This window comes from Hwangdonia sp. (assembly GCF_048381975.1).
Lineage (GTDB): Bacteria > Bacteroidota > Bacteroidia > Flavobacteriales > Flavobacteriaceae > Hwangdonia > Hwangdonia seohaensis.
The window spans coordinates 169,706-194,128 of the sequence record NZ_JBLWYT010000006.1 but is presented as its reverse complement, the minus strand read 5'-3'; the positions used below and the strand labels follow the sequence as shown (position 1 = coordinate 194,128).

Below are 24,423 nucleotides of genomic sequence, written 5' to 3'. Positions count from 1 at the left end.
AGTCGGAAACAACTAAGCAGCATACATCTAAACAAAAAACACAAAAATGGTCGACATCACACATAAATCAAATACCCTTCGAATAGCAACCGCTCAAGCCATTGTAAAAGTGAGCAAACCAGACACTATTGAAGCCATTAAAAACGACACCGTACCAAAAGGCAACGTATTTGCTATGAGCAAAGCAGCTGGTTTATTGGGCGTAAAAAAAACACCGGATATTTTACCGGACTGCCATCCGCTGCCCATTGAATATACTGGGATTGAGTATGAAATTAATGACTTGGAAATTACCATAACCTGCACCATTAAAACCATTTACAAAACGGGTGTTGAAGTTGAAGCGATGCATGGCGCAAGCGTGGTAGCATTAAATATGTACGATATGCTGAAACCGATTGACAAAGGCATCGAGATACACGCCATAAAATTATTGAATAAAAAAGGCGGTAAATCCAGTTATAAAAACCGATTTAAAACACCGTTAAAAGCTGCTGTTATTGTGTGTTCGGACTCGATTTCCAATGGTCAAAAAGAAGATAAAACTGGAAAAGCCATTATTGAAAAGTTGGAAGCCTGCGATGTTAAGATTGAAGATTATATCATTATTCCAGACGAAAAAGACCTCATTCAAAACAAAGCAAAACATTATGAAAATCTGGGGGTAAACATGGTAATTTACACGGGAGGTACCGGATTGTCGGCACGCGATGTAACGCCCGAAGCCTTAATACCTTTGTTAGACAGACGCATTTTAGGCATTGAAGAAGCCATTAGAAATTATGGCCAAAACCGTATGCCGTACGCCATGTTATCAAGAAGTGTGGCGGGCACCATAAACAATACGTTGGTACTCGCTTTACCGGGTTCAACCAACGGAGCAAAGGAATCTATGGATGCTATTTTTCCGTCGGTTTTACATGTATTTGGGATTTTGAAAGGTGCAAGACATGATTAATTTATAATGAAAAATGAATAGGTAAAAATGGACACTAATAAAAATATATTACAAGATTTACACGGTAGAGACCACACCTATTTGCGTATTTCGCTAATTGAACGCTGCAATTTGCGCTGTTCGTATTGCATGCCCGAAGAAGGCGTACAACTATCGCCTAAAAGCCATTTAATGACTTACGAAGAGATTTACGACATCGCAAGAACCTTTGTGAAACATGGGGTTACAAAAATTAGATTAACAGGTGGCGAACCTTTAATTAGAAAAGACATCCCCATTATTTTAGAGAAATTGGCAACACTCCCTGTGGAATTGTCTATCACTTCAAACGCCGTTATTATCGATAAGTTTATTGATGTGTTAAAGGTGAGCGGTGTAAAAAACATCAACGTGAGTTTAGATTCTTTGGATGAAGAAAAGTTTAAACATATAACTCGACGTAATGAATTTAAAAAAGTTTATAACAATATTCTATTATTGATAAAAGAAGGCTTTAATGTAAAATTGAATGCGGTTTTAATGAAAGGTTTTAATGATAACGAAATCATCGATTTTATCAAGTTTACCGAAGATTTGCCTATCTCCGTTCGGTTTATAGAGTTTATGCCTTTTGATGGCAATAAATGGGACATTAGTAAAATGGTGTCATATAAAGAAGTGATGGATTATGTAAACGCTTCTTTTTCCGAAGCACAAATTGAACGCTTAAAAGACGCCCCGAACGACACGTCTAAAAACTATAAAATAAAGGGGTACCAAGGTAGTTTTGCTATTATCAGTTCGGTAACCAATCCGTTTTGCGATTCGTGTAACAGACTGCGTTTAACGGCCAACGGGCAATTAAAAAACTGTTTGTTTTCTTCTACCGAATCTGATTTGTTAACCACACTTCGAGCAGGAAATTCTATTGAACCCATCATTCAAAAAGCCGTACAAGCAAAACTTAAAATACGTGGTGGCATGAATACATTGGAAAAACTTCAAGAGCCCAAATTGCATAATAACAATAGAAGCATGATTACTATTGGTGGTTAAAACTATGGCGCAATAGCTTCATTTATGAGTTTTAAATTTTTATCAGAAAATTGGAGTTTTAATGCTTCTTTTCTGCCCTTATCGGACATTTTTTTCCAGGTCTTTTGAAGAATGTCTATCACTTTATTGGCGTCGTGTTTTTCTGAAAATTCCTCAAAATAATAATCCAAAAAAACGAGGCAAACCACATCTTCCAAAATTTGAGACTCTTCATTTTTCTTTATGAGTTTTTTGGTGATTAAAGCCGTAATTCGGTTTGTAAATTCATCGTCGTAGCCCACTTGTTTTAAAATAGTTGCGGTAATGTCTGCATGCATTTTCTTAAGGGTTTCCCGCCATTTTAAATAACCAACGCGATCCATTGGGTAGTCATCTCTAGGGATTTGCCATCGGCATATATGCTGTGCTCTCGCCGCAATTTGCAACGCTTTTGATGCATTGGGATGAAACTGCAACAGCTTACGCGTCATGCGTTGCGAGTACAATAATTCTTTCGGATAATCTAAACCATGAACACGATACACATTGGGGTCTTCAGAGTTTTTCCCATCGATTAATGCCATGGTGCTTTCAAATCGCGTTGGTTTCATAAATTAGTCATTAAAATTTATTTTCAGGTTGCTTCAACAGTAATTACAACACTCTTTGAAGCCGGTGTTTTTGCGGTGTGTGCAAAACTATCTAAAGGCACTAAAACATTGGTTTCCGGGAAATAAGTGGCACAACAACTTTTAGGAATGTCGTAACCAATCACTTTAAATTTATTCGCAACTCGGGTAACACCGTTAAACTCAGATTTTAAATTAACCACTTGCTGTTCTTGCAAGCCCCTAATTTTCATATCGTTTCTGTTCATAAAAATGATGCGCCTTTCGTTATAAATGCCTCGATATCTATCATTTAAACCATAAATCGTGGTATTGAATTGGTCGTGACTTCGAATGGTCATCATAATTAATTCATCATCTTTAAGTTTCCAATTGGGGAGTTTATTGATAGAAAAAAGCGCTTTTCCCGTTTTGGTTTTGAACTCCCTAACACGAGCGCCGTTGGGTAAATAAAACCCTGAAGGATTTTTTAGGCGTTTGTTATAATCATCAAAACCCTCAACCACCTCTTGAATATCGTCGCGTACCAAATTATAATCATCAGTATATTTTAACCAATCGATTTTGCTTCGATCCTTCAAAGTGGCATGCGCAATGCCACAAACTACGGCAACTTCACTTAACAATGCATTGGAACACGGTTCTAAAATCCCTTTGGTTGACGACACAATACCCATGGAATTCTCGACACTCTGGGTTTGGATGCCTGTTTTTTGATAGTCTTTTTCCGAGCGACCTAAACACGGTAAAATGAGCGCTTCTTTTCCGGTTACCAAATGCGAACGATTCAGTTTTGTACTTACATGAACGGTTAAATTACAATTCGCCAAAGCCTGTGCAGCGTAATTGGTATCGGGTACTGCCGAGATAAAATTACCGCCCAAACCAAAAAATACTTTTGCTTTTTTTTCATACATGGCTTTGATGGCATCGATAACCGAATAGCCGTGTTTTGTGGTGGGTTTAAACCCGTATTTGGCTTCAATTTTATCTAAAAAAGCTTGTGGTGCCGATTCCCAAATACCAACGGTTCTATCGCCTTGCACATTGGAATGTCCGCGAACCGGACAAGTGCCTGCGCCTTCTTTTCCAATACTTCCTTTTAACAACAAAAGGTTTACGAGTTCCCGGATATTATCAACGGCGTTTTCATGTTGTGTTAAGCCCATGGCCCAACAAATTATAATCTTATCGTTGTTCAATATAAGATTGAAAACCTCATCAAAAACAGCTTTTGTAATTCCCGAAGCTTCTAAACATGCATCAAAATTGTATGTTTTCAAATCGGTAATAAAAGCGTCATAGCCATCGGTGAATGCTTCAATAAATGCGGTATCAAAAACATTACCGTTTTGCTCTTCTTCTTCCAACAATTTAAGCAACAAGGCTTTAATAAAAGCCACATCGCCATTAATTTTAATCGGAACAAATACATCGGCTATATTCGTGCCTCCTGTTAATAATTTTACGGGGTTTTGCGGATTTGTAAACTTTATCAACCCCGCTTCGGGCAACGGATTAACAGCTATAATCTTACCGCCGTTTTTTTTGCATTTTTCTAAAGCGGTCAGCATTCTAGGGTGGTTGGTACCCGGGTTCTGACCAATAACCATAACCACTTCGGCTTTGTACAAATCGTCTAAAGTTACCGACCCTTTACCAATACCCAAGGTTTCAGATAAGGCGCTGCCGCTGGCTTCGTGACACATATTAGAGCAGTCTGGCAAATTGGCCGTACCAAATTCACGCACAAATAACTGATATAAAAAAGCCGCTTCGTTAGTGGTTCTTCCGGAGGTATAAAATACCGCTTCATCAGGATGGTTTAAAACATTTAAGTGATTTGCTACCTTCCCAAAAGCGTCTTCCCAAGAAATGGGTTGATAGTGTGTTGCGCCTTTTGCCAAAAACATGGGTTCGGACAAACGTCCGGATTTACCGATTTCAAAATCCGATAATTCAGCAAGTGCCTCAACGGAATGGTCTCTAAAAAAATCTTCGCCAATGGTTTTATTTTGTGCTTCCTCGGCCATGGCTTTAAGTCCGTTTTCGCAATATTCACCCAAAGCAGAACGATCATCATCGGGGTCTGGCCATGCGCAACCCGGACAATCAAATCCGCCTTTTTGATTTATTTTAAGTGATAATTTAATGGCATCAACAGGTTTCATGTATTTTGTAACCTGACCAAAAACCGCTTTTAAAGCACCAAATCCGGCACTATTGGTGTGCGGTTTACCGGTTTTTAAAGCGGTGAACTTTTCTGATGTACTGGCTTTATGTTCTGGTGATGCGCTCATTTGTTTTACATTTTAATCAAAATCATAATTATCAAAATCAGATGAAGAATCGTTTATTTTTTCTTTTCTCTTATATTTAACATAAAACAGAATAACAAAAAATATTATTGGCAAAATTATTGGTAGGTATTCTTTTAACATATTGTGTTTAAATCATTCATTAAAATACTTTTTAAATAATATATCGTAATCTGCTTTTAAATCTAAATCTAGGTTTTCTAATTCAGGTATTAAAGTTTTAACTGATGCTTTATGTTTTTTTAAAATGTGTTTAGCACCAAAATCATCATTCAAAGTCCGTAGTTCCTCAAAATAAATCTTGTCAAAAATAACAGGAACGCCATATTTTTTATTTTTATACGATGTCGCCATTATAGGATGCGTTTTTTTATTGAAGGCATCAATTAATTTATTTAGAAATACATGATCGATTAAAGGTTGGTCTGCTAAAGTTACTAAAATTCCATCAATATCTTGTTTTGAAACTGCCATATATTCAACGCCAAAAGCCAAGGATTTTCCCAAGCCTTTTTGCCAATCTTCGTTGTTTAAAATAGTTATGGGATGGTGTGCAATGTGTTTTTTAATCTCGTTATAATTCGCGCCCAACACTACCGCAACTTCTTTTACGGGTAATTTTAAAGCAGTCTCAATGGCGTTGCCCAATAAGGTGGAATTTCCCCATTTTAGAAGTTGTTTGGGTGTTCCCATGCGTTTTGAGGCGCCGGCGGCTAGTATGATGACAGACAGGTTTGAGGCTATAATGGACAATTGAAGTGGACTATTGTTTGTTACGATTTTGCACTAAGTTAACTAAAAAAAGAGAGAATTCCTCTAGAAGCTATTGCCAGAATTCGCAATGAACTATGTACGCCTTTGTTGGCATTAGTTTTATTCTTTCCACAAATTATCAAAAAAAGCTTCATTTTTTTGATCCTCTAAAGTATAAACCCAATTTGTACTATCGTTAATCAAATAGTTGAAAGTCCGAAACTCTATTTCTTTTCCGTTTTCATAAACAGAAATTTTATATTGAAAATCAGAATAGAAAATTGAATCTTTATTTTCTCTAAAACCACGAGGATTACTCGCATTCCATTCTGTTACAAATGATTTAACTTTTTCTTTTGCAAGTTTCTTTGACTCTTTTAAATGATTAGAAAAAATAGTAGCGGAATCAATTGAGCTTAATAAGATATTCTTTTTCATAGGTTCAAATCTTTCTATTCTATTTTCGCAAATGTCAAATTTAATGTGCAAATTTATTTGTGGATTAAAACTAATCAAACAAGAATCTATTTTAAATCCGGTTGATGGAAGTTCTTTTCCATTTTTATATAAATACAGAGGATAATATCTTGGTCCTGCCCATCCCAAACAGCTATATTTTATTATTTCATACTCTTGAATTGCCCAGCTTTCAGTTTTGTCGCAATCAGGACCAAAAGCTTTTCCAAGTGTTTTTATAGCAAAATATCCGCCAATTAAAAATACTCCTAAGATTATTAAAATTACGATAAATGTGGTTTTACAACCTTTGTTCATTGGTTTGGTCAGATTATTGTCAACTACGACGTATGAATACGTCCCGTTTTCTTACTTAAAGATATGGGTTCTTCTTGGCTGATAACACATAAAATTTCGGAAATTATGGAAATGGCTATTTCCTGTGGTGTTTCGGAACCGATGTTTAAACCTGCTGGCCCATGGATTTTATCCAGAAAACCATCTTCCACATTCGGGCAATATTCAATAAATTGAGAGAGCAAATCTTCTCGCCGTTTTGTTGGTCCCAATAGTCCAATATAATTTGGATTGGTATCTTTCAAAGCCACTAAATAGCGCAAATCGGTAGCGAAATTATGAGTCATTAGCACAATGGCCGTTTGGTTGTCGATTAATTCAACATCCATTTGCTCTGGGGAAATAGCAGAAAAACCATGCGCACCCGGAAAATCTGAAATCGATTTGGCTTCTGACGCTCCTGAAACAATAGTTACTTCCCAACCCGTTAAAGCGGCATATTTACAGAGTTGCACCGCATCGTGTTCAGCACCAATTATAATCAATTTAAAACAGGGCGGCATCTTTTGATGGAAGGTTGAACCTGATGTATTTTGATTTTCTAAATTATTCCCGGAAACTGAAAACAAATTATTGTTGATTTTGACTTGAGTGCCAATTCCTGAAAAAACACCTTCCTTTTTTTCAAAATAAGACTGTATTTCGAATGTATTTCTTTCTTTTAAACAGTTTTGAAAAGCATTTCTAAAAGATTCATTAGGATTGAAAACTTCCAAAAGTATATACAAAATCCCTTCGCAACCTAAACGGTATCTGCCGTCATACGTCATCATTTTGGATTCACCTGTTTTAAAAACAGTTTCCGATTGTAATAGGATTTCTTTTTCAACGCAACCCCCGCTTACGGCGCCAATCATTTTTCCGTTTTCAAGGATAAGCATTCTTACACCTGGTCTTCTGTAGGATGAGCCATCCAATGCCACAACAGATGCCAAAACAGATTTTAGGCCTTTTGATTTTGCTATTGAAGCTTCTTCAACTATGTTTTTAAATTCGTGTGTCATGAATGTGAAGTAAAAAAAGCCTTCGCATAAAAAGGCTTTTGGATTCTTAGTATTAATTTTTTAGCCTAAAACCTTTTCTTCAACATTCAAATTACCCATATAAGGTTGCTTTGTTAAGCGTTTACCAGTGGCTTTATAAATAGCATTGGCAATTGCCGCACCAACAGGTGGTAAGGTAGGTTCTCCCAATCCAGTAGGGTCAATATCACTCTCAATAAAATGGATGTCTACTTTTGGGGTTTGCCCCATTCTAATGAGCTGATAGGAATTAAAATTATTAGATTGTGGGATGCCATCCTTAAATTCAAAATCGGAATACATAGCATGACCAATACCATCAAGAATACCACCTTTTGCCTGATTTATAGCGCCTAAAGGGTTTACGACAATACCACAATCTATTGCGCAAGTGACTTTTTTAACAATGGGCAATCCGTTTTCCATAGTAATATCTGCAACCTCAGCTACATGCGTGTTATGACAATAATACACCGAAAGTCCTTGATAAACACCTGCTTCGGTTTTTCCCCAATTGGATTTTTCAACAGCCAGTTTTAAAACATTCTGAAGTCTTTCTGGATTATACTCAATATTAGGTTCTGGATTCTTTTTTACATTATCCAATAAATCCATATGAAGCTGTACCCTATCTACACCTAATTCTTCAGCAATTTCATCGAAGAAGCTTTGCTCTGCACTTGCCAAAAAGTTGGTGTACGGTGCTCTCCACGCTCCTGTGGTGATATTACTTTGATAGTTGGCCGTATCGACTTGGTAATTTTCAATAGCACCTGCCGGAAAGAAATTTGGTATTAAACCGTACATATTTGAATTAACTGCAGCCTCCTTTAAGTGATAACCTGTTAGTTTTCCATCCTTAATGGATGCTGCTATTTTATATTTAATGGCTGGACGATAAACACCCGTTGTCATATCATCTTCTCTTGATGATACCATTTTAATTGGCTTTCTAACGGCATCTGAAATTTCGGCTGCTTCAAACACAAAATCACCATAGAGGCGTCTTCCAAATCCACCTCCCATTCTTGTCATATCCAAATGAACATTTTCAATATCGCGCCCTAATAATTCAGCGACCACGCTATGTGCAGCTTCAGGTGTTTGAACGGGACCTACCAACTCTACTTTTTCATCTGTAACATTTGCGAAAAAATTCATTGGTTCTAAAGTGTTATGAGGCAAAAATGGAGATTCATAAATACGCTCAATAACCTTATCGGCATTGGCAAAAGCCTTTTTTACATCACCATCTTGCCGTCTTGTGCTAAAGTTTTTTCCGTTTAATAAACCCAATAGAATGTCATCATGTTTCTCAGTGCTTTCAAGTGGTGTATCTGTTTTCCAAGTTGCTTTTATGGCATTTTTTCCTTTAAAAGCATCCCAAGTGGTCTTCGCTATAACAACTACTTTGTCAGAACTGCTTATCTGCATTGTCCAATTGCCTTTTCCAGCCTCTTGAAATTCCCTTACTTTTTTTCCAATCGTTATCACATCAACAACACCCGGTAAAGACTTGGCCACAGAAGCATCATAAGTATCTAAAACCTGACCAAATGCCGGTGGCCTTAAAACGGCTGCGTACAACATGCCTTCTACTTTATAATCTAAACCAAATAATGGTTTTCCTGTAATAATTTTATCAATATCAACATTGCCTTTACCTTGACCAATAATTGTAAAATCTTTAGGATCCTTTAAACTAACTTCTTCCGGAACTTCAAGCACAGCCGCATCTGAAACCACATCGCCATAACCTAAAGTTTCTCCCTTAGCGTTTGTAATTACGCCGTTTTTAACGGAACATTTTGAAGCATCAACGCCCCATTTTGCCGCAGCAGCGTTTACCAACATTTGTTTTGCCGTAGCCCCGGTTTGTCTTAAAGCTGTCCAACCATGGCGAATAGACTGGCTTCCTCCAGCCACCTGTCGATTGTAATTTTTAGTGTCCAAAGGTGCTTGAACGACTAAAACATCATCCCAGGCCACTTCCAATTCTTCAGCAATAATCATTGGCATTGATGTTTTTACACCTTGACCGATTTCTGGATTGGGTGAAAAAATAGTGACTTTTCCTTCCGGGGAAATTTTTATAAAAGCATTAAAATCGTTATAGTTTAATTGGCTTAAATCGATTGAAGGTTTAACGTCAGACTTGCAAGCATTAAACAAGTTAAAACCTATTATCATACCACCACTCGCTAAAGCTGATGATTTTAAGAAAGATCTTCTACTGAATGTATTTTTATTTGAAGGTATCATTGTTTTCTATTTAGGTTGGTTAACTTAATTTTTTAGAAGCTACTTTTACGGCTTCTTCAATACTATTATATGCTGCACATCTGCAAATATTTCCATGCATGGCATTTCTAATTTCAGATTCAGAAGGACTAGGGTTTTTCTCTAAAAATGCTGAAGCTGTCATAATTTGTCCAGCTTGACAATAACCACATTGTGGCACATCTACTTCTTTCCAGGCCTCTTGAACGGGGTGTTTTCCATCTTCCGAAAGCCCTTCAATAGTTGTAATATCCATGCCTTCTGCCTGCGATATTTGCAATAAGCAACTGCGCATCGCAGTACCATCAGCATGTACGGTACACGCTCCGCATTGACCAACACCGCAGCCATATTTAGTACCTACCAAATCTATCTGATCTCTTAAAACCCAAAGCAATGGTGTATCCATATCTGCCTCGACAGTATGGGTTTTGTTATTAATTTTTAATGTGAATGTTGGCATAATTATTTTTTTAGATTGAAGAATTGTTGAATTGTCTCAAAAAATACAAAAAAAATAAAACCTATTTTTAAAGATTCTTATTTTTTTAACATGGATTTAATAAAGTTGAATGCAATTTAAAAACTAAATGATGAAAAACACTAAACGCATAGGATTATTACTTGGTCCCGTTTCATATATATTAATTCGTCTTTTTTTTGCTCCAGAAGGACTTTCAGATGAAGCCAACGGTGTTTTGGCCTCTACGGCTTGGATTGCCATTTGGTGGATTACCGAAGCCATCCCCATTGCAGCAACGGCACTGTTACCCATTGTGTTGTTTCCACTTTCGGGAAGCTTGGACATTGCATCGACCACATCGTCATTCGGACATAAATTTGTGTTTTTGTATTTGGGCGGATTTATTATTGCCATTGCCATCGAGAAATGGAATTTGCACAAACGGATTGCTTTAAATATCATTAAACTTATTGGTTCTAACATTAAAAAAATCATTCTCGGATTTATGCTGGCTACCGCATTTTTATCGATGTGGATATCCAATACTGCCACTTCTGTAATGATGCTACCCATTGGCATCGCTATTATAAAACAATTGAGGGATAACCCTGAGACGGATAAAGACGAAAATTTAATTTTCGGAAAAGCCTTAATGCTCGCCATTGCGTATAGCGCATCAATTGGAGGATTAGCAACCTTAATCGGCACACCGCCAAATTTGGTTTTAGCAGGTGTGGTTTCAGAAATTTACGGTTACGAAATCACCTTTTTACAATGGTTTATATTCGGGTTTCCCATCTCCGTTATTCTATTGCTCATCTGCTGGAAATATTTGACTTCGATAGCCTTTTCATTCAAACAACAGGCATTCCCCGGTGGAAAACAAGAAATTAAACGCTTGCTTTCTTTATTGGGAAACATGACATACGAAGAAAAATTGGTCTCCATTGTGTTTGCAGCAACCGCTTTTTGTTGGATTACGCGGTCTTTTTTACTTCAAAAACTATTGCCACAATTAGACGATACGATTATCGCCATTTTATTTGCTTTGATACTTTTTTTAATTCCATCGAAAACAAAGGGCAAGAAACTAATCTCGTGGAAAGACACCAAAGATTTACCCTGGGGCATCATCCTATTATTTGGTGGAGGCATGGCATTGGCAAAGGGTTTTGAAACCTCGGGATTGGCGCTGTGGATTGGTAATCAAATGACAACTTTTGCTGGATTAAGCACCTTTGTTTTAATTCTGCTAATTATTACTGTGGTAAACTTTTTAACCGAAATCACATCCAATCTTGCAACCACCGCAATGCTTTTGCCCGTGTTGGCACCCATGGCTTTGAGCATCGATATTCATCCCTTTATTTTAATGGTAAGCGCTACGGTTGCCGCCTCGTGCGCTTTTATGTTACCTGTGGCCACACCGCCAAATGCCGTGGTTTTTGGTTCGGGCTATTTAAAAATCCCCGACATGGTAAGCAAGGGCTTTTTTATGAATATTATTTCAATTATAATCCTAACGCTTTTCGTTTATTTTGTGCTACCGGAATTGTGGGGTATTGTCACCGATGGTTTTCCAGAAGCGCTTAAAAACTAATCTAACGATTTCACAAATTCCAATGCGCGCTTTTCGTTGTAATACACATTTTTTTTATCGATGAAACCAACGTGCCCGCCATGGTTTGGCATTTCTAAATACAAATTAGGATTTGCTTTGGCTTCTTTTACAGGATAACATTCGGGCGATAAAAACGAATCGTTAAGCGCGTTAATAATCAAGGTTGGTGTTTTTATTTTTTGAAGAAATTGAAGGCTGCTACTTTTTTCATAATAATCAAAAGCATCTTTAAAACCATGTGCTTTAGAGGTGTACACATTGTCAAAATCCCTTAAAGTTTTGATAGACTTAATATCCGCAACACTCAGAACATCAGAAAATTGCACTTGTTTGTTTTTTAGGTTATTTACTAAATGCCTTTTAAATCTATCGTGATACAATATGTTTTTGAAGGTGTGCAGTTCTTCGGCTGAACCCTTTAGATAACAAGGCACGGAAATAGCTATCGCAGCTTTAATTTGTTGGGGAATGATGTTGCCTTCGCCTAAATATTTTAAAATCACATTGCCGCCAAGACTGAATCCTTTTAAGTAAATATCAGCATAGTGTTTTGTTGCCATAATATGCTGTATAATCTCAATTAAATCATCGGTAGCTCCAGAATGGTAACTTCTGTATTTTAAATTGGTTTCTCCACTACACCCTCTAAAGTTTACGCAAACGGCATCAACATTATTGTTATTAAAAAGTTTTGCAGCGCCAATCATGTAAGGGCGTTGCGCATTACCTTCCAAACCGTGTAATAAAATGACGAGTTTTTTTGTTTTTTCTTTTGAAAAACTCCAATCTAAATCTATAAAATCGCCATCGTTTAAAATGAGGCGTTCCCGTTTTTGATTGACGCCATTTACACGTCTGAATAATCCCGAATACACGGTTGAGATAAATCCGTTTTTAAAATAGAATGGCGGTTTGTAAGTCGGTTTTATTACGGGCATGTTTTAGTATTCAGTTGGCAGTAGAGACCGCAAGTTTTCAGTTGGTATGGTTTTATTCATGGGTCAATTTAATCAGATTTCTAAAGGTGTAAATTTAAATGTATTCCCATCAAACAGACCTTTATCGCTTAATTTTAATGACGGAATTACCAACAACGCCATAAACGAGAGCGTCATATATGGCGCTTTAAGTTTGCTACCAAGTTGTTTTGCCATTTTATCGAGTTCGGCATATTGTTTACCAATGGTTTTACCGTCTTTATCACTCATAATTCCTGCAACGGGAAGCGGTACTATTTTTTCTTCTGAATTTAATACGGCACAAACACCTCCTTTGTTTTCTATGAGTAAATTAACGGCTTTACATATTGCTTCATCCGACACGCCAACGGCAATGATATTATGCGAATCGTGACCCACTGAAGATGCTATGGCTCCTTCTTTTAACCCGAAGTTTTTAATAAAGGCAATCGCGGGTTTTTCATCTTGATAACGATTAACAACGACCATTTTCAGAATATCTTTTTCAACATTTGAAATTAAATTTCCGTCTTTAACTAAAGCATTTTCAACGATTTCGTTGGTAACCAATTGCCCTTCCAAAGCTTCGATAACCCTAATTTGTTTTGCCGAAGATTCAAATCTAAAATCGGAAACCTGCTTCTTATTACACTTGAAATTATTCAATATTTCAAAAGGAATGGATTCAATTAACGATTGGCCTTCATTAAAAACCAGCTCGCCATTTATGTAAGTTTGAAGCGTTTTAAAATCCTTTAAATCCTCGACCACAATGCAATCCGCAAAGTCGCCCTCTTGCAACAAACCAACATTGAGATTATAATGTTCAACAGGATTAATACATGCCGCCTGCAACACTTTAAAAACATCTATGTTTTTAGCCACAGCTCTGGCGCAAAGGTTATTGATGTGGCTGATTATTAAATCGTCCGGATGCTTATCATCGCTACAAAACATCATGTTTTTGTAATGTTCGGGCAACAAATCGATTAAGGCTTCAAAATTTTTGGCGGCACTACCCTCTCTAATTAAAACCTTCATGCCCTTTTGAAGTTTTTCCAAACCTTCATCATACGTAAAACACTCGTGGTCCGTTGAAATTCCTGCGTTTATATATTTGGTGATTTTGTCGCCTTTTAAACCTGGTGCGTGCCCATCAATGGGTTTGTTATACTGTTTTGCCCAAGCTATCTTTTTTAGCACTTCGTCATCATCAAATAAAACACCAGGATAATTCATCATTTCTGCCAAATACTTGATATCTGGATTTTCGAGAAGCGTTTTGATTGCATCTGAATTTATAACCGCTCCGGCCGATTCGAATGTGGTTGCCGGCACACAGGACGGCGCACCAAAATTAAATTTGAATGGGGTTTGCTTGCCGTTTTTAATCATGAATTCCACACCCTTTACACCCAAAACATTAGCTATTTCGTGCGGATCGGAAACGGTTGCCACCGTACCGTGTGTTACCGCTAAACGCGCAAATTCGCTTGGAACGAGCATGGAACTTTCTATATGGATATGCGCATCGACAAAACCCGGAAGTATGTAATGGTTAACGTTGTGATTTTTTTCGGTGATGGATATTATCCTTTTGTTTTCAATAACAATTTCACCTTTAAAAATGCGCTTGTTCGGTATATCGACAATGTTGCCCTGTAGTTTCATAAGCCCTTTCTGTCCTTCGGACATCTTTCCTAAAGGGAAAGACATCACTACAATTTAATTTTTAAAATTTGTTTTGTGTTTTCGGTTACTTTAAATCGATTGTCTGCGCGTTTATTAATTACCCAAACAATCTCATTATTTGAACACAATAACCACACTTTTTCTTTATCTAAAAGTGATAATTTTTCGTCTTTAAAGTATTTGCTTAGTTTCTTTTTGCCCTTCATTCCTAAGGGATAAAATACGTCGCCTTCCTCCCATTTTCTAAGAATTAAAGGGTATTGTAATTTTTCTTTATCAACGTAAATAAGGTTGTTTCGTTTTTCTGTAATCGCGTCCGCTTCATCAAAAAATAGAATTCCGAATGGGGTTTCTACTTTATTGTCTTTTTCTGAAATTGAAATCGGTTCACTTTTATCGCTATTTATTTCACTTAACAATAAATGCGCCCTGTTTTTAACAAGTCTATATGTTGCTGAAAATACCTGTTTCCCTGTTTCGGCATCCAACAAATTGAGAATATCTTCCCATTGCGTAAAGCCGAACTCCTTAAAAGTTTCATACAAATAAGGCTTTGGGTATGCGAGTTTTTTAAACGCCGAAATTTTAAATTTAACCTCGTTGTTGTCCATGCTTTCAATGGCTTTGTTCAAAAAAATATCGACATTTTCGGCAACAATATGAGATGACCCATTTAGGTGTTTTAAGGTGTTTTGAAAATTCTGAAGCCATTGCGGATTCACTTCCTTTAAAACAGGAATCACATCGTGCCGCAATTTGTTCCGCAAATATTTGGTTGAGGCGTTGCTGCTATCCTCTCGCCATTTCATTTTTTTTGTATTGGCGTAAGTTTCAATCGATTCTCTTGAAAAAGGCAATAGTGGTCTTATTAATTTTTCATTAATCGCAGGAATTCCCGTTAACCCCTCTAAACCTGTGCCACGAGATAGATTGATGAGAAAGGTTTCCAGATTATCATCGGCGTGATGGGCCGTTAAAATATAATCGAATTTTAGTTGGTTAGCTAGTTCGTCAAACCAATTATAGCGCAACTCACGGGCTGCCATTTGTATGGAAATTTTATTGTCTTTGGCAAAGGTTTCGGTATCAAAACTTTCAATAAACACTTCCAATTCTAAATCTTCGGCTACATCTAAAACGAAGGTTTCATCGTCATCACTTTCATGTCCTCGTAAATTAAAATTACAATGTGCCAGTGCTATATTTAGTTTTAATTGATGGCACAAATGTGTTAAAACCACGCTGTCCATTCCGCCGGAAATGGCAATGAGCAACTTACTTTTTTTTAAGAATGAAAAATCCTTTTTTATATGATCTTTGAATTGTTCCAGCATGTTTTCAAATATACAACATTGTCCCTTTATATACACAACTTATAAGCAGATAACAATGACAAAAATCATGTTTAAAAACTATGTTTTTTGTAACTTTAAAGTATAAATTTAATACCTGAAATTATGTGCTCAACAGATAAATTAAACGACAAAACCACCATAGATACCTTTAATAAAAAAGTTGTTTCGGCAACGCAACATTTACAGGCATACATAAAGCATCGGTTGTATATAGCGGAATCAAAAGGTATCATTCCAAAAAACATGTACGCCTCAAACGATTTTATAGACGAGGCTATTGCCAAATTTTACGAAGGTGGTTACGATGTAGACATGGATGCTTTCGCCATAAAAATCAAGCTTTTCAAAATTGTGGATTCCGATTTAAATGAGCTGTTTGAAAAAGAAGCTTTTCATCAACACACGCTAAGTACGAACGATATTTTAGAAGAAGAATTGGACGGATTGGAAGAGCATTTTACCGTTGATGAGGATTTTGATTTTATTATGAACGAAGAGCTCAATGATATTTCGTACAAACAAGACCATAAACACAAGCCTCTTTTTATTTATGATAATGATGACATCTCGATACAAAATGCGCTTGAGGTTGAAGATATGTCGGCTTTAAACAACAAAAATATTTTAGGTAAATTCTATACCTTATTGCCCTTAAAAGTATCGGAAATTGTAGATTTATTCGTTTTTGGAAGACTGGATTACGATGAAGTTGCCGAAATTAAAAACATTGAAGCAAAACGTGTAAAACGCATTTTAAATTTAACCATTGAAAGCTTAAAGGAACGTTTGGGTTAGTACTCTAAAACCGTTCGCATCGCTTTGGCTTTTACCAAACATTCTTCGTATTCATTTAAAGGTTTGCTTTTTGCCGTTATCGCTCCACCAACGGAATACGATACATATTTTTTGGTCTCATTGTACAAAATACTTCGGATAACCACGTTGAAATCGAAATCGCCAATTGGCGAAAAATAACCCACGGCACCAGAATAGAGTCCGCGCTTGGTTTCCTCTAAGGCTTCAATAATTTTCATGGCCGAAATTTTGGGTGCGCCCGTCATACTTCCCATGGGGAATGTGCTTTTTATAACATCAACGGGATGCGTGTGCTGCTCCACTTTTGAAGTTACCGTAGAAATCATTTGATGCACTTGGTCAAACGTATAAATTTTGCATAATTCTTCAACTTTAACGCTGCCTTTTATGGCTGTTTTAGAAAGGTCGTTACGCACCAAATCCACAATCATAATGTTTTCGCTGCGCTCCTTTTCGTCTTTTAACAAGGCGTTTTTTAGTTGCTCATCTTCTTCAATATTGTCCGATCGCTTCGCCGTTCCTTTTATGGGTTGCGAGATAATGGTATTCCCGTCCTTTCTCAAATAACGCTCGGGTGAAGCCGATAACAAATACTTATCGTGGCATTTTAAAAAGGTTGCGAAAGGCGGATTTGAAATCGCATTGAGCCTATTGTAAGTTTCCAACGGGTTTATAACGGTGTCCTCGGCATAAAATTCCTGACAAAAATTTGCTTCGTAAATATCGCCACGATGGATGTGTGCGAGCATAGTGTTTATTTTTTCAAAATACTCGTCTTTGTGAATGCGGAGTTTTATTTTGATGTTGTTGCTCTCATTTTGCAGATTGCCACGTCCATAGTCCTCGCAATGACGGATGTTTTTTAAATCGTCTTCCCATTCATCTTCAACACTATTTAAATATTGAATCTCAATATGATTACCCTTAAAAAGGAATAGTTTTTTAGGTTGAAAAAAATATAAATCGGGGAACGCTAAGCCGTCAAAATTATTGGAACTCAAGGCTTCAACATCATTTTTTAAATCGTAGGTTAAATAACCAAAAACCCAATCGTTTACCGTGGTTTGGTATTCTTTTAACTTTTCAAATGCATCATAAAAATCCGTTTGGATACTTGTAAACGCATCCACCGCTAAAACAGCATCGTAATTGGCATGGTTCTGTTTGTCACCATGGCTTTGGGGATTAGAATCCAACCAAGCCACATCGTCAAATTGTTGCGCCCAAGCCAATATTTGGTGCTTAAATGTATCGGTGTTTTCTACTTTAAAAATCTTTGTGGTTCTCAACAAAAAAAAGTTTATGGGGTAAAGTTACTCAGAATACTTAAAAAATTAAGAGTTTTGTAGCATACAAATTATTTTTTTGATGCACGTTTTACAAAACAACAAGCTAAAAATAGCAGTAAAAAATATTGGCGCAGAACTTTGCGATATATCTTCAACACAAAACAAAACCCAATTTATGTGGGATGCCAACCCCAATGTTTGGGGCAGTTACGCACCCAATCTATTCCCTATTATCGGGGCTTTAAAAGATGACAGCTATATTTTTGAAGACAAGAAATTCAGCATGCCAAAACACGGTTTTGTTAGACATAACAACGATATAATTTTGCACGAACAGACCGAAAACAGTTTAACTTTCGCTCTGTTTTACAACAATGAAACGCTGAAAAATTATCCGTTTAAATTTGAGTTTTACATCACTTATTTACTTGTTGATAATAAGATAGATGTGATTCACCGGATTAAAAATGTGGATGATAAAACCATATATTTTTCGGTTGGTGGACACCCGGCTTTTAAATGCCCCGTGTTTGAAAATGAAAATTACGAAGATTACAGTTTGGAGTTTGAACACACTGAAACCGCCAAAACGCATTTAATCAATATGAAAAATGGGTTGATTTCCTCTGAAACCGAAACCGTTTTAAACAACTCGAACACCATCAATTTAACCCACAATCTATTTAATAGAGATGCACTCGTTTTTAAAGATTTAAAATCTAGAAAAGTGACTTTAAAAAGCCAGTTGAATGGCGCTATACTTTCAGTGAGCTATCACGATTTTCCGTATTTGGGTATTTGGGCAAAACCAGAGGGCGACTATGTGTGCATTGAACCGTGGTTGGGCGTTGCCGATAGCGAAAACACCAATCAAGATTTTAAAACCAAAGAAGGCATTATGGCATTACTTGCCGGCAAAACTTTTAAAGCCACTTATACCATTGAAGTTAACAACACACATTTAGTCTAACAAATTAATGGTAGATTTGCAGCTTAAAACAAGATTGTGACTTTTACAGATTTAAACATAAACACACCTTTACACAACGCCTTAAACGATTTAGGGTTTACCACGCCAACACCCATTCAGGCTGAGGCTTTTAACGTGGTGGCTTCGGGAAAAGATATGGTTGGTATTGCGCAAACCGGTACGGGAAAAACCTTTGCGTACATGCTTCCTATTCTTAAAAACCTAAAATTTTCGACGCAAGAAAACCCACGCGTTTTGATTTTGGTGCCAACGCGCGAGTTGGTTGTGCAAGTGGTTGATGAAATTGAAAAGCTTTCAAAATACATTAACAATCGGGTTTTGGGGGTTTATGGCGGTACTAATATCAACACACAAAAACAGGCAATTGCCGAAGGTATAGATATTTTGGTAGCCACTCCGGGTCGTTTATACGATTTGGCTTTAAGCCGTGTGTTGCAATTAAAATCGATTCAGAAATTAGTGATTGATGAAGTCGATGTCATGCTCGATTTAGGGTTTAGGCATCAGCTTATTAATATATTTGATATCCTACCACAACGCCGACAAAACATCATGTTTTCGGCAACCATGACGCAAGATGTAGACGAACTAATTAATGATTTCTTTAAATGTCCTGAGCGTGTTTCCATAGCCGTTTCGGGTACGCCTTTAGAAAATATTAGCCAAACCCGATATATTGTCCCAAATTTTTATACCAAAGTAAATCTATTGGTTCACTTATTGAATGACACCGAAACCTTCAATAAGGTTTTAGTTTTTGTGGCTTATAAAAAGATGGCAGATCGTTTATTTGAAAAATTAGACGAAATATTCCATGAAGAACTTTGCGTGATTCATTCCAATAAAACACAAAATTACAGATTGCGAAGCATTGAGCAATTTAGGACTGGCGAGAACCGTATTTTAATTGCTACCGACGTGATGGCACGTGGATTGGATATTGATAATGTTAGTCATGTTATAAATTTTGATACGCCCGATTATCCTGAAAATTATATGCACCGAATTGGAAGAACCGGTCGTGCTGAACGCAAAGGTGAAGCCCTTGTGTTTACTACTGAAAAGGAACAAGAGGCTATTGAAAATATCGAGGATTTGATGCAAATGGAAATTCCGATGCTAAGCATCCCAGATGCTGTTGAAATTTCCACCGAACTTATTGAAGAAGAACGTCCGCAAATAAAAGAACGCAACAACCCGACCAAACGAGGAGACGACGATACTTTGGGGCCTGCATTCCACGAGAAGTCCGAAAAGAACTCGAAAGAGAATTTGGGTGGATCGTATAAATTTAAAATTGCCAAAAAGTATAAAAAGCCGAAAACTCGCGGCGATAAAAATTATAATAAACGGAATAAACGGAAGTAGTTGCAGCTTTTAGTTGACAGTTTCGATAGTTATTGGGGTGAGCAGAAATGGTAGGAAATTGAAACCTCTATAAAATGCAGCATTGTTTTTAGTATTCAATTTTTAATGTCAATCCTTCTAAAAACCTACCTTTTGATTCCGATATTTTTAGTTTTTGGTCTGCAGAAATTCCAATTGTTTCTCCGTCCTTTAATTTAACATCATAAGCAATTACATAATGAGTTAAATTAAACATCATTTCATTCAGTTCATCGAGTGAATTTTCAGAATCCACAATTTCCATTTCCTTTTTACCAAAGTCTGCAAGTCCATAAGTAAAAACAGATTGTTTTCCATTTTCTTGTCTTAAACCAAAGTAAATCCAATTGTATAATGGAAGGTCTGTTTCAGACATCATTTCCACATTTGCTTGGTAAAATTCCTTTTTCAAAACTAAAGTCCTACCACCAATGTAAATTCCCAATGATTTACTATTATTCATTACAGCAGAAGCTAATTTGCTGTATAATAAGTTTTCCTGAACTGCATTTTTTCCAGCGTTCATTATTGACAAAACAATATGTCCTTTATGCTTGGAAGTTTCTTGAACTGCATTTTTCCAAAAGTAATTATATTCAGCTACATTTTCTACTTCATTTTCAGGAATAGCCATTTGCATAGTTGCTATAGCGATATTATAATTATCAATAATTAAAACGGCCGCTTTATCATCGGCATCTTTATCATTAACTTTTAAATTCCATTTTTTTCTTAATTCGTTAACTGTTCCCTTTAGATCAAAAGAATTAGGTTCTTCGAGAAGAACCATTCCTAATATAACTGAATTTGTGCTTGCTTCAATCTTCTTTTCTTTCTTTAAAAAGCTAAATAATCCCATTAAAATAATTCCGATTAATATTATGGTTAAAATTTTTCTCATATTGTTTTATAACAATTAACGTATGAATTCGTTTGAATAATTTATAAGTCCGATTTCATACTTGATCGAGCAAAAAGCCTTTATCTAATCAAAATTATACGTTTTAAACGGTGTAACTGAAGCACCGTTTTTAGCTTTCATTTTAGTTGTAATCATATCTGAAACATCAGTTTCATTACCATCTCCTTTAATAACGCTATCTAAATAATCCGTGTAAGACGTAATCGTATTGTAAGACGAAAAATGAATTTGATTCATATCAAAACCTTGATTTTGTGCAACCGTGTAAATGTGTAAATCTTTCATGTCCTCTGGAATTTGTGGCAGGGTAACTACGTCTGTGTTTTGACTGTCAAACAAAACCGTCATAATGTAATCTTCTCCAGTAGTTGGCATCAGTTGGAGTCTGCCTAAAACATGCTCGGTTCCGCTTTTTGTAATGGTTATTTCGTTTCCATTTTGTAGATAATCGACACTCCAATCCGGAATATTATAGGTGTTGTTTGGAAGCCCTTTTCTGAAAGTTAAATAATCATCCAAAATTAACTGATGCGAGTAAGAGTCAAAATTAGAGCAGAAATAATATTCATATTCAACACCAAACACTTGCTGTGGACTCCCTGAATAAATTTTATGGTAAATACCGTTTTGAAGATCCTCGTTGGTACGGAATCCATTTATTATCAATTGACTATTTGATATTCCCGGATCGTTGGTTATGTTAAATGTAGCATTACTTATTGCCGTATCGGTATTTAAATCTGTTTTATTGATTATACTTTCGTTTGTCAAAGGTTCAGAAAAGCTAAAATAAGCATAAGGAAACCCGTCTAAATTTGTACTATACAAAAAATAATCAGACGAAGCATTACTTGTAGTATTAAGACTGGTTAATTCAAAATTACCGGAGGTCTCTGAAGTATAGTGGTTAAAACTATAATCGAGCCCATCTCCCGCTACTGTTTCATTAGTGCCAAACCCAACCATAGACACGGTAGCATTACTGATAACCGTTTTTCTTTGAGGTAAATTAAAGTTTATTTCGGATAGGCTATTCCTTGTTATTCCTTGAATATTTGTAATTCTATTAAAGGAATTCGGATTCGTGTTCTCGTCTGCCAACAACGTTATCATGTATTTTTTATCAAAATCGAATTCTGATGGCGCATGTATTTTAACACTATTGTCTTCCGCTCCTACCGATTTGGAAGCAATGGGCACACCATTCATTTCTGAAGCGAAAATCCAAAAGCTAGACCAATATGGACTTAAAAAACCATCTGGTAAAGCTACTTTTATCAAAAGTCTTAAAATTTCAATATTAATTTCCAACACAGACTCGTTCCCTAAACTATCTATTGCTATTAACTTAAAAACAGTCGTTCCAACGGGGTAATTATCAGGCACGAAATCCATATCATAATTACTGGAATTTTCATCAAACTGGAATATACTCGTTTCGCCTAAAAACACTTCAACAGACACAACGTCTGAAAAAGCATCCGCTACTTCGGGCTGTAAAAGCATAGATTCATCTAAAATCTGATTTTCTGTAATTGAATTTAAAGTAATGGCTGGACCTGTATTATCAATTATAAAATTAACAGCATAGCTCCCTATATTTCCAGCTGGATCCTTGGCTTCAATCATCAGTTTGTTTTCGCCATCTTGTAACACCTTGGAATCTATATTTACCTCGTAATTTTTATCCTTAATATCTGCAAATAATTCGCTATTAACATAAACCATTACAGATGAAAGCTCCTCATTGTCAGATACGTTAAATGTAACCGTATTTTCACTTCCCGTTATAACCGAATCTTGGGCTAAAGAAACATCGGTAATCACAGGTATTTCATTGTCAATGCTAATAGCTTGTTGTGTTGAGGAGGTATTGCCTGCCTTGTCCGTAGCTTCAACTTTTAAAGTATAATTTTTATTAGAGGCATACGAGGATATATCGATTACAACATGATAAGGGGCCGAACTATCTTCACCTTTCTTTTCATTGTCTATAAACACCTCAATCTTGCTAACGCCATTAGCATCTTTAGCATCAACGCTAACCTCTATTTGATTGCTCACAACTATAGGTTCTCCACCAGAAAAAGTTGGAACACCCAAAATTGTTAACGATACTGTTGGAGGCACCGTGTCTGGTGTTTCACCGTCTTTTGAACAGGAGTTGAAAATAATAAAAAAGGAAAGAACGAAGGCTAGTTGAAAAATCCGCATGGGCTTATTTGTATGATTTATTTAATATCAAACGTACGAAAATATCTGATAAATAAAAAAGTATCCCTCTTTTTATCGGTAAGTGGTAAATGCTGAATTGATGATTTTTTAAACGTTAACCATTTTGTTATCGAGTGGATTCCTGCCCGATGGTTATCGGGATGCGCAGGAGGCAGAATTATCAAAAAGGCCCGTAATCCTTATTTAGAATACCAGCAGGAGCTTCTGAATTTCCAACTAGTTTTCGGTGGAAAAATAGTCTTTCGAGTTTTTCTCAATGGTATTTTTAAGATTGGTGAGATTGGTTTCCTCTTGCGTTTTGATTGTGTTTCCCATCAAAGCAATTATAGATTTAGAAACCATTCCATTTCCTTCGCAAGTAGTGCTTGAATTGATTTTTGTTTTCCCATCGATTGAGGTCATTTTGAGCTTATAATCCATATTCATGAAGTCGGACGTAAACAACATAGATACCGATTCGTTTGGAACGATTTCTGTAATTTTTTCTCGAATAGTCATTTCCTCGCCATCAGTCACAAAATATACATCTGATACGGCTCCCACTTCACCGGGTGTGCCGCTTACATGTTCAATTTTTTGAAACCCCTTTAACCAATCGGACATTTTTTCTTCATCTTGACTAACTGCCCAAGATTCGGCTAAAGGCTTATCTACGAGTACTTCGCATTCATAAGACAACTCTGTTTTTATAAACCCTAAAAGGAAAAACCCGATAACCAAGATGGCTAAAATTCCAAGGATATATTTTAAGTATTTCATAATATAAAATTTTAATTTAACGCTTGAGTATTTCTGTTTGAATGATACAAGAAATTTAATTTTTTAAAACGATTGAAATCTAAATTCATTTCAATGGATTAATTCTACTAATAGACAAAATTATCTACTAATAGACAAAATTAGTTTT

20 protein-coding genes are annotated in these 24,423 nt (G+C 36.3%); 6 read left to right on the top strand and 14 right to left on the bottom strand.

Features of this window, described 5'->3' with window-relative positions:
• The first annotated feature begins 46 nt into the window (after positions 1 to 46).
• Together moaCB and moaA are read left to right on the top strand one after the other, a co-directional pair.
• Positions 47 to 958: a bifunctional molybdenum cofactor biosynthesis protein MoaC/MoaB gene (gene moaCB / locus ACN5J7_RS12225; RefSeq protein ID WP_418604106.1), complete on the top strand. Its 912-nt coding sequence runs from the start codon at positions 47 to 49 to the stop codon at positions 956 to 958.
• 27 nt (positions 959 to 985) lie between these two features.
• Positions 986 to 1,993, top strand: a complete 1,008-nt coding sequence (moaA, locus tag ACN5J7_RS12220) for a GTP 3',8-cyclase MoaA (RefSeq protein WP_418604105.1) — start codon at positions 986 to 988, stop codon at positions 1,991 to 1,993.
• A 2-nt stretch (positions 1,994 to 1,995) separates the two neighbouring features.
• Here the strand turns inward: moaA and ACN5J7_RS12215 are convergent, their stop codons facing one another.
• From ACN5J7_RS12215 to ACN5J7_RS12185, 7 genes are all read right to left on the bottom strand, one after another.
• Positions 1,996 to 2,583, bottom strand: coding sequence for a DUF4202 domain-containing protein (locus ACN5J7_RS12215; protein ID WP_418604104.1), 588 nt, complete (start codon positions 2,581 to 2,583; stop codon positions 1,996 to 1,998).
• Between the two features lie 23 nt (positions 2,584 to 2,606).
• The gene (locus ACN5J7_RS12210) at positions 2,607 to 4,901 is read right to left on the bottom strand and encodes an FdhF/YdeP family oxidoreductase (RefSeq protein ID WP_418604103.1); all 2,295 of its coding nucleotides are present in this window, start codon (positions 4,899 to 4,901) and stop codon (positions 2,607 to 2,609) included.
• A gap of 153 nt (positions 4,902 to 5,054) precedes the next feature.
• Positions 5,055 to 5,672 carry a nucleotidyltransferase family protein gene (locus ACN5J7_RS12205; RefSeq protein ID WP_418604102.1) on the bottom strand — a complete coding sequence of 206 codons (618 nt, stop codon included), beginning with the start codon at positions 5,670 to 5,672 and terminating at the stop codon, positions 5,055 to 5,057.
• 120 nt (positions 5,673 to 5,792) lie between these two features.
• Positions 5,793 to 6,446 carry a hypothetical protein gene (locus tag ACN5J7_RS12200; RefSeq protein WP_418604101.1) on the bottom strand — a complete coding sequence of 218 codons (654 nt, stop codon included), beginning with the start codon at positions 6,444 to 6,446 and terminating at the stop codon, positions 5,793 to 5,795.
• A 23-nt stretch (positions 6,447 to 6,469) separates the two neighbouring features.
• Positions 6,470 to 7,489 (bottom strand): XdhC family protein, encoded by a 1,020-nt coding sequence (locus tag ACN5J7_RS12195; RefSeq protein ID WP_418604100.1) that lies wholly within the window; start codon positions 7,487 to 7,489, stop codon positions 6,470 to 6,472.
• 60 nt (positions 7,490 to 7,549) lie between these two features.
• Entirely contained in the window at positions 7,550 to 9,769 is a 2,220-nt protein-coding gene (locus tag ACN5J7_RS12190) for a molybdopterin cofactor-binding domain-containing protein (protein ID WP_418604099.1), read from the bottom strand.
• Between the two features lie 19 nt (positions 9,770 to 9,788).
• A complete protein-coding gene (locus tag ACN5J7_RS12185) occupies positions 9,789 to 10,250 on the bottom strand; it encodes a (2Fe-2S)-binding protein (RefSeq protein ID WP_311937847.1) in 462 nt (153 codons plus the stop codon).
• A 130-nt stretch (positions 10,251 to 10,380) separates the two neighbouring features.
• Between ACN5J7_RS12185 and ACN5J7_RS12180 the strand changes: the two genes are divergently transcribed.
• Positions 10,381 to 11,850, top strand: coding sequence for an SLC13 family permease (locus ACN5J7_RS12180; protein ID WP_418604098.1), 1,470 nt, complete (start codon positions 10,381 to 10,383; stop codon positions 11,848 to 11,850).
• Here the strand turns inward: ACN5J7_RS12180 and ACN5J7_RS12175 are convergent.
• From ACN5J7_RS12175 to tilS, 3 genes are all read right to left on the bottom strand, one after another.
• Complete coding sequence (locus ACN5J7_RS12175) at positions 11,847 to 12,809, bottom strand: YheT family hydrolase (protein WP_418604097.1); 963 nt, start codon at positions 12,807 to 12,809, stop codon at positions 11,847 to 11,849. The two genes, ACN5J7_RS12180 and ACN5J7_RS12175, sit on opposite strands and share 4 nt — an antisense overlap.
• Positions 12,810 to 12,881: 72 nt before the next feature.
• Positions 12,882 to 14,501: an adenine deaminase gene (gene ade / locus ACN5J7_RS12170; protein WP_418604189.1), complete on the bottom strand. Its 1,620-nt coding sequence runs from the start codon at positions 14,499 to 14,501 to the stop codon at positions 12,882 to 12,884.
• A gap of 47 nt (positions 14,502 to 14,548) precedes the next feature.
• Positions 14,549 to 15,856 (bottom strand): tRNA lysidine(34) synthetase TilS, encoded by a 1,308-nt coding sequence (tilS, locus tag ACN5J7_RS12165; RefSeq protein ID WP_418604096.1) that lies wholly within the window; start codon positions 15,854 to 15,856, stop codon positions 14,549 to 14,551.
• Between the two features lie 123 nt (positions 15,857 to 15,979).
• Between tilS and ACN5J7_RS12160 the strand changes: the two genes are divergently transcribed.
• The gene (locus tag ACN5J7_RS12160; RefSeq protein ID WP_418604095.1) at positions 15,980 to 16,672 is read left to right on the top strand and encodes a hypothetical protein; all 693 of its coding nucleotides are present in this window, start codon (positions 15,980 to 15,982) and stop codon (positions 16,670 to 16,672) included.
• Here the strand turns inward: ACN5J7_RS12160 and pabB are convergent.
• Positions 16,669 to 17,982 carry an aminodeoxychorismate synthase component I gene (gene pabB / locus ACN5J7_RS12155; RefSeq protein ID WP_418604094.1) on the bottom strand — a complete coding sequence of 438 codons (1,314 nt, stop codon included), beginning with the start codon at positions 17,980 to 17,982 and terminating at the stop codon, positions 16,669 to 16,671. The genes ACN5J7_RS12160 and pabB overlap by 4 nt on opposite strands.
• A 79-nt stretch (positions 17,983 to 18,061) precedes the next feature.
• Here pabB and ACN5J7_RS12150 point away from each other — a divergent pair, with 79 nt between their 5' ends.
• Entirely contained in the window at positions 18,062 to 18,952 is an 891-nt protein-coding gene (locus ACN5J7_RS12150; RefSeq protein ID WP_418604093.1) for an aldose 1-epimerase family protein, read from the top strand.
• Positions 18,953 to 18,988: 36 nt separating this feature from the next.
• Complete coding sequence (locus tag ACN5J7_RS12145; RefSeq protein ID WP_418604092.1) at positions 18,989 to 20,341, top strand: DEAD/DEAH box helicase; 1,353 nt, start codon at positions 18,989 to 18,991, stop codon at positions 20,339 to 20,341.
• Positions 20,342 to 20,429: 88 nt separating this feature from the next.
• Here ACN5J7_RS12145 and ACN5J7_RS12140 read toward each other — a convergent pair whose 3' ends face one another.
• The 3 genes from ACN5J7_RS12140 to ACN5J7_RS12130 all read right to left on the bottom strand — a co-directional run bounded on the left by ACN5J7_RS12140 (position 20,430) and on the right by ACN5J7_RS12130 (position 24,275).
• Positions 20,430 to 21,260 carry a DUF4261 domain-containing protein gene (locus tag ACN5J7_RS12140; RefSeq protein WP_311937833.1) on the bottom strand — a complete coding sequence of 277 codons (831 nt, stop codon included), beginning with the start codon at positions 21,258 to 21,260 and terminating at the stop codon, positions 20,430 to 20,432.
• 84 nt (positions 21,261 to 21,344) lie between these two features.
• On the bottom strand, positions 21,345 to 23,495 hold the full coding sequence (locus ACN5J7_RS12135; protein WP_311937832.1) for an Ig-like domain-containing protein: 2,151 nt from the start codon (positions 23,493 to 23,495) through the stop codon (positions 21,345 to 21,347).
• A gap of 237 nt (positions 23,496 to 23,732) precedes the next feature.
• The gene (locus ACN5J7_RS12130) at positions 23,733 to 24,275 is read right to left on the bottom strand and encodes an SRPBCC family protein (RefSeq protein ID WP_418604091.1); all 543 of its coding nucleotides are present in this window, start codon (positions 24,273 to 24,275) and stop codon (positions 23,733 to 23,735) included.
• Positions 24,276 to 24,423: the final 148 nt, after the last annotated feature.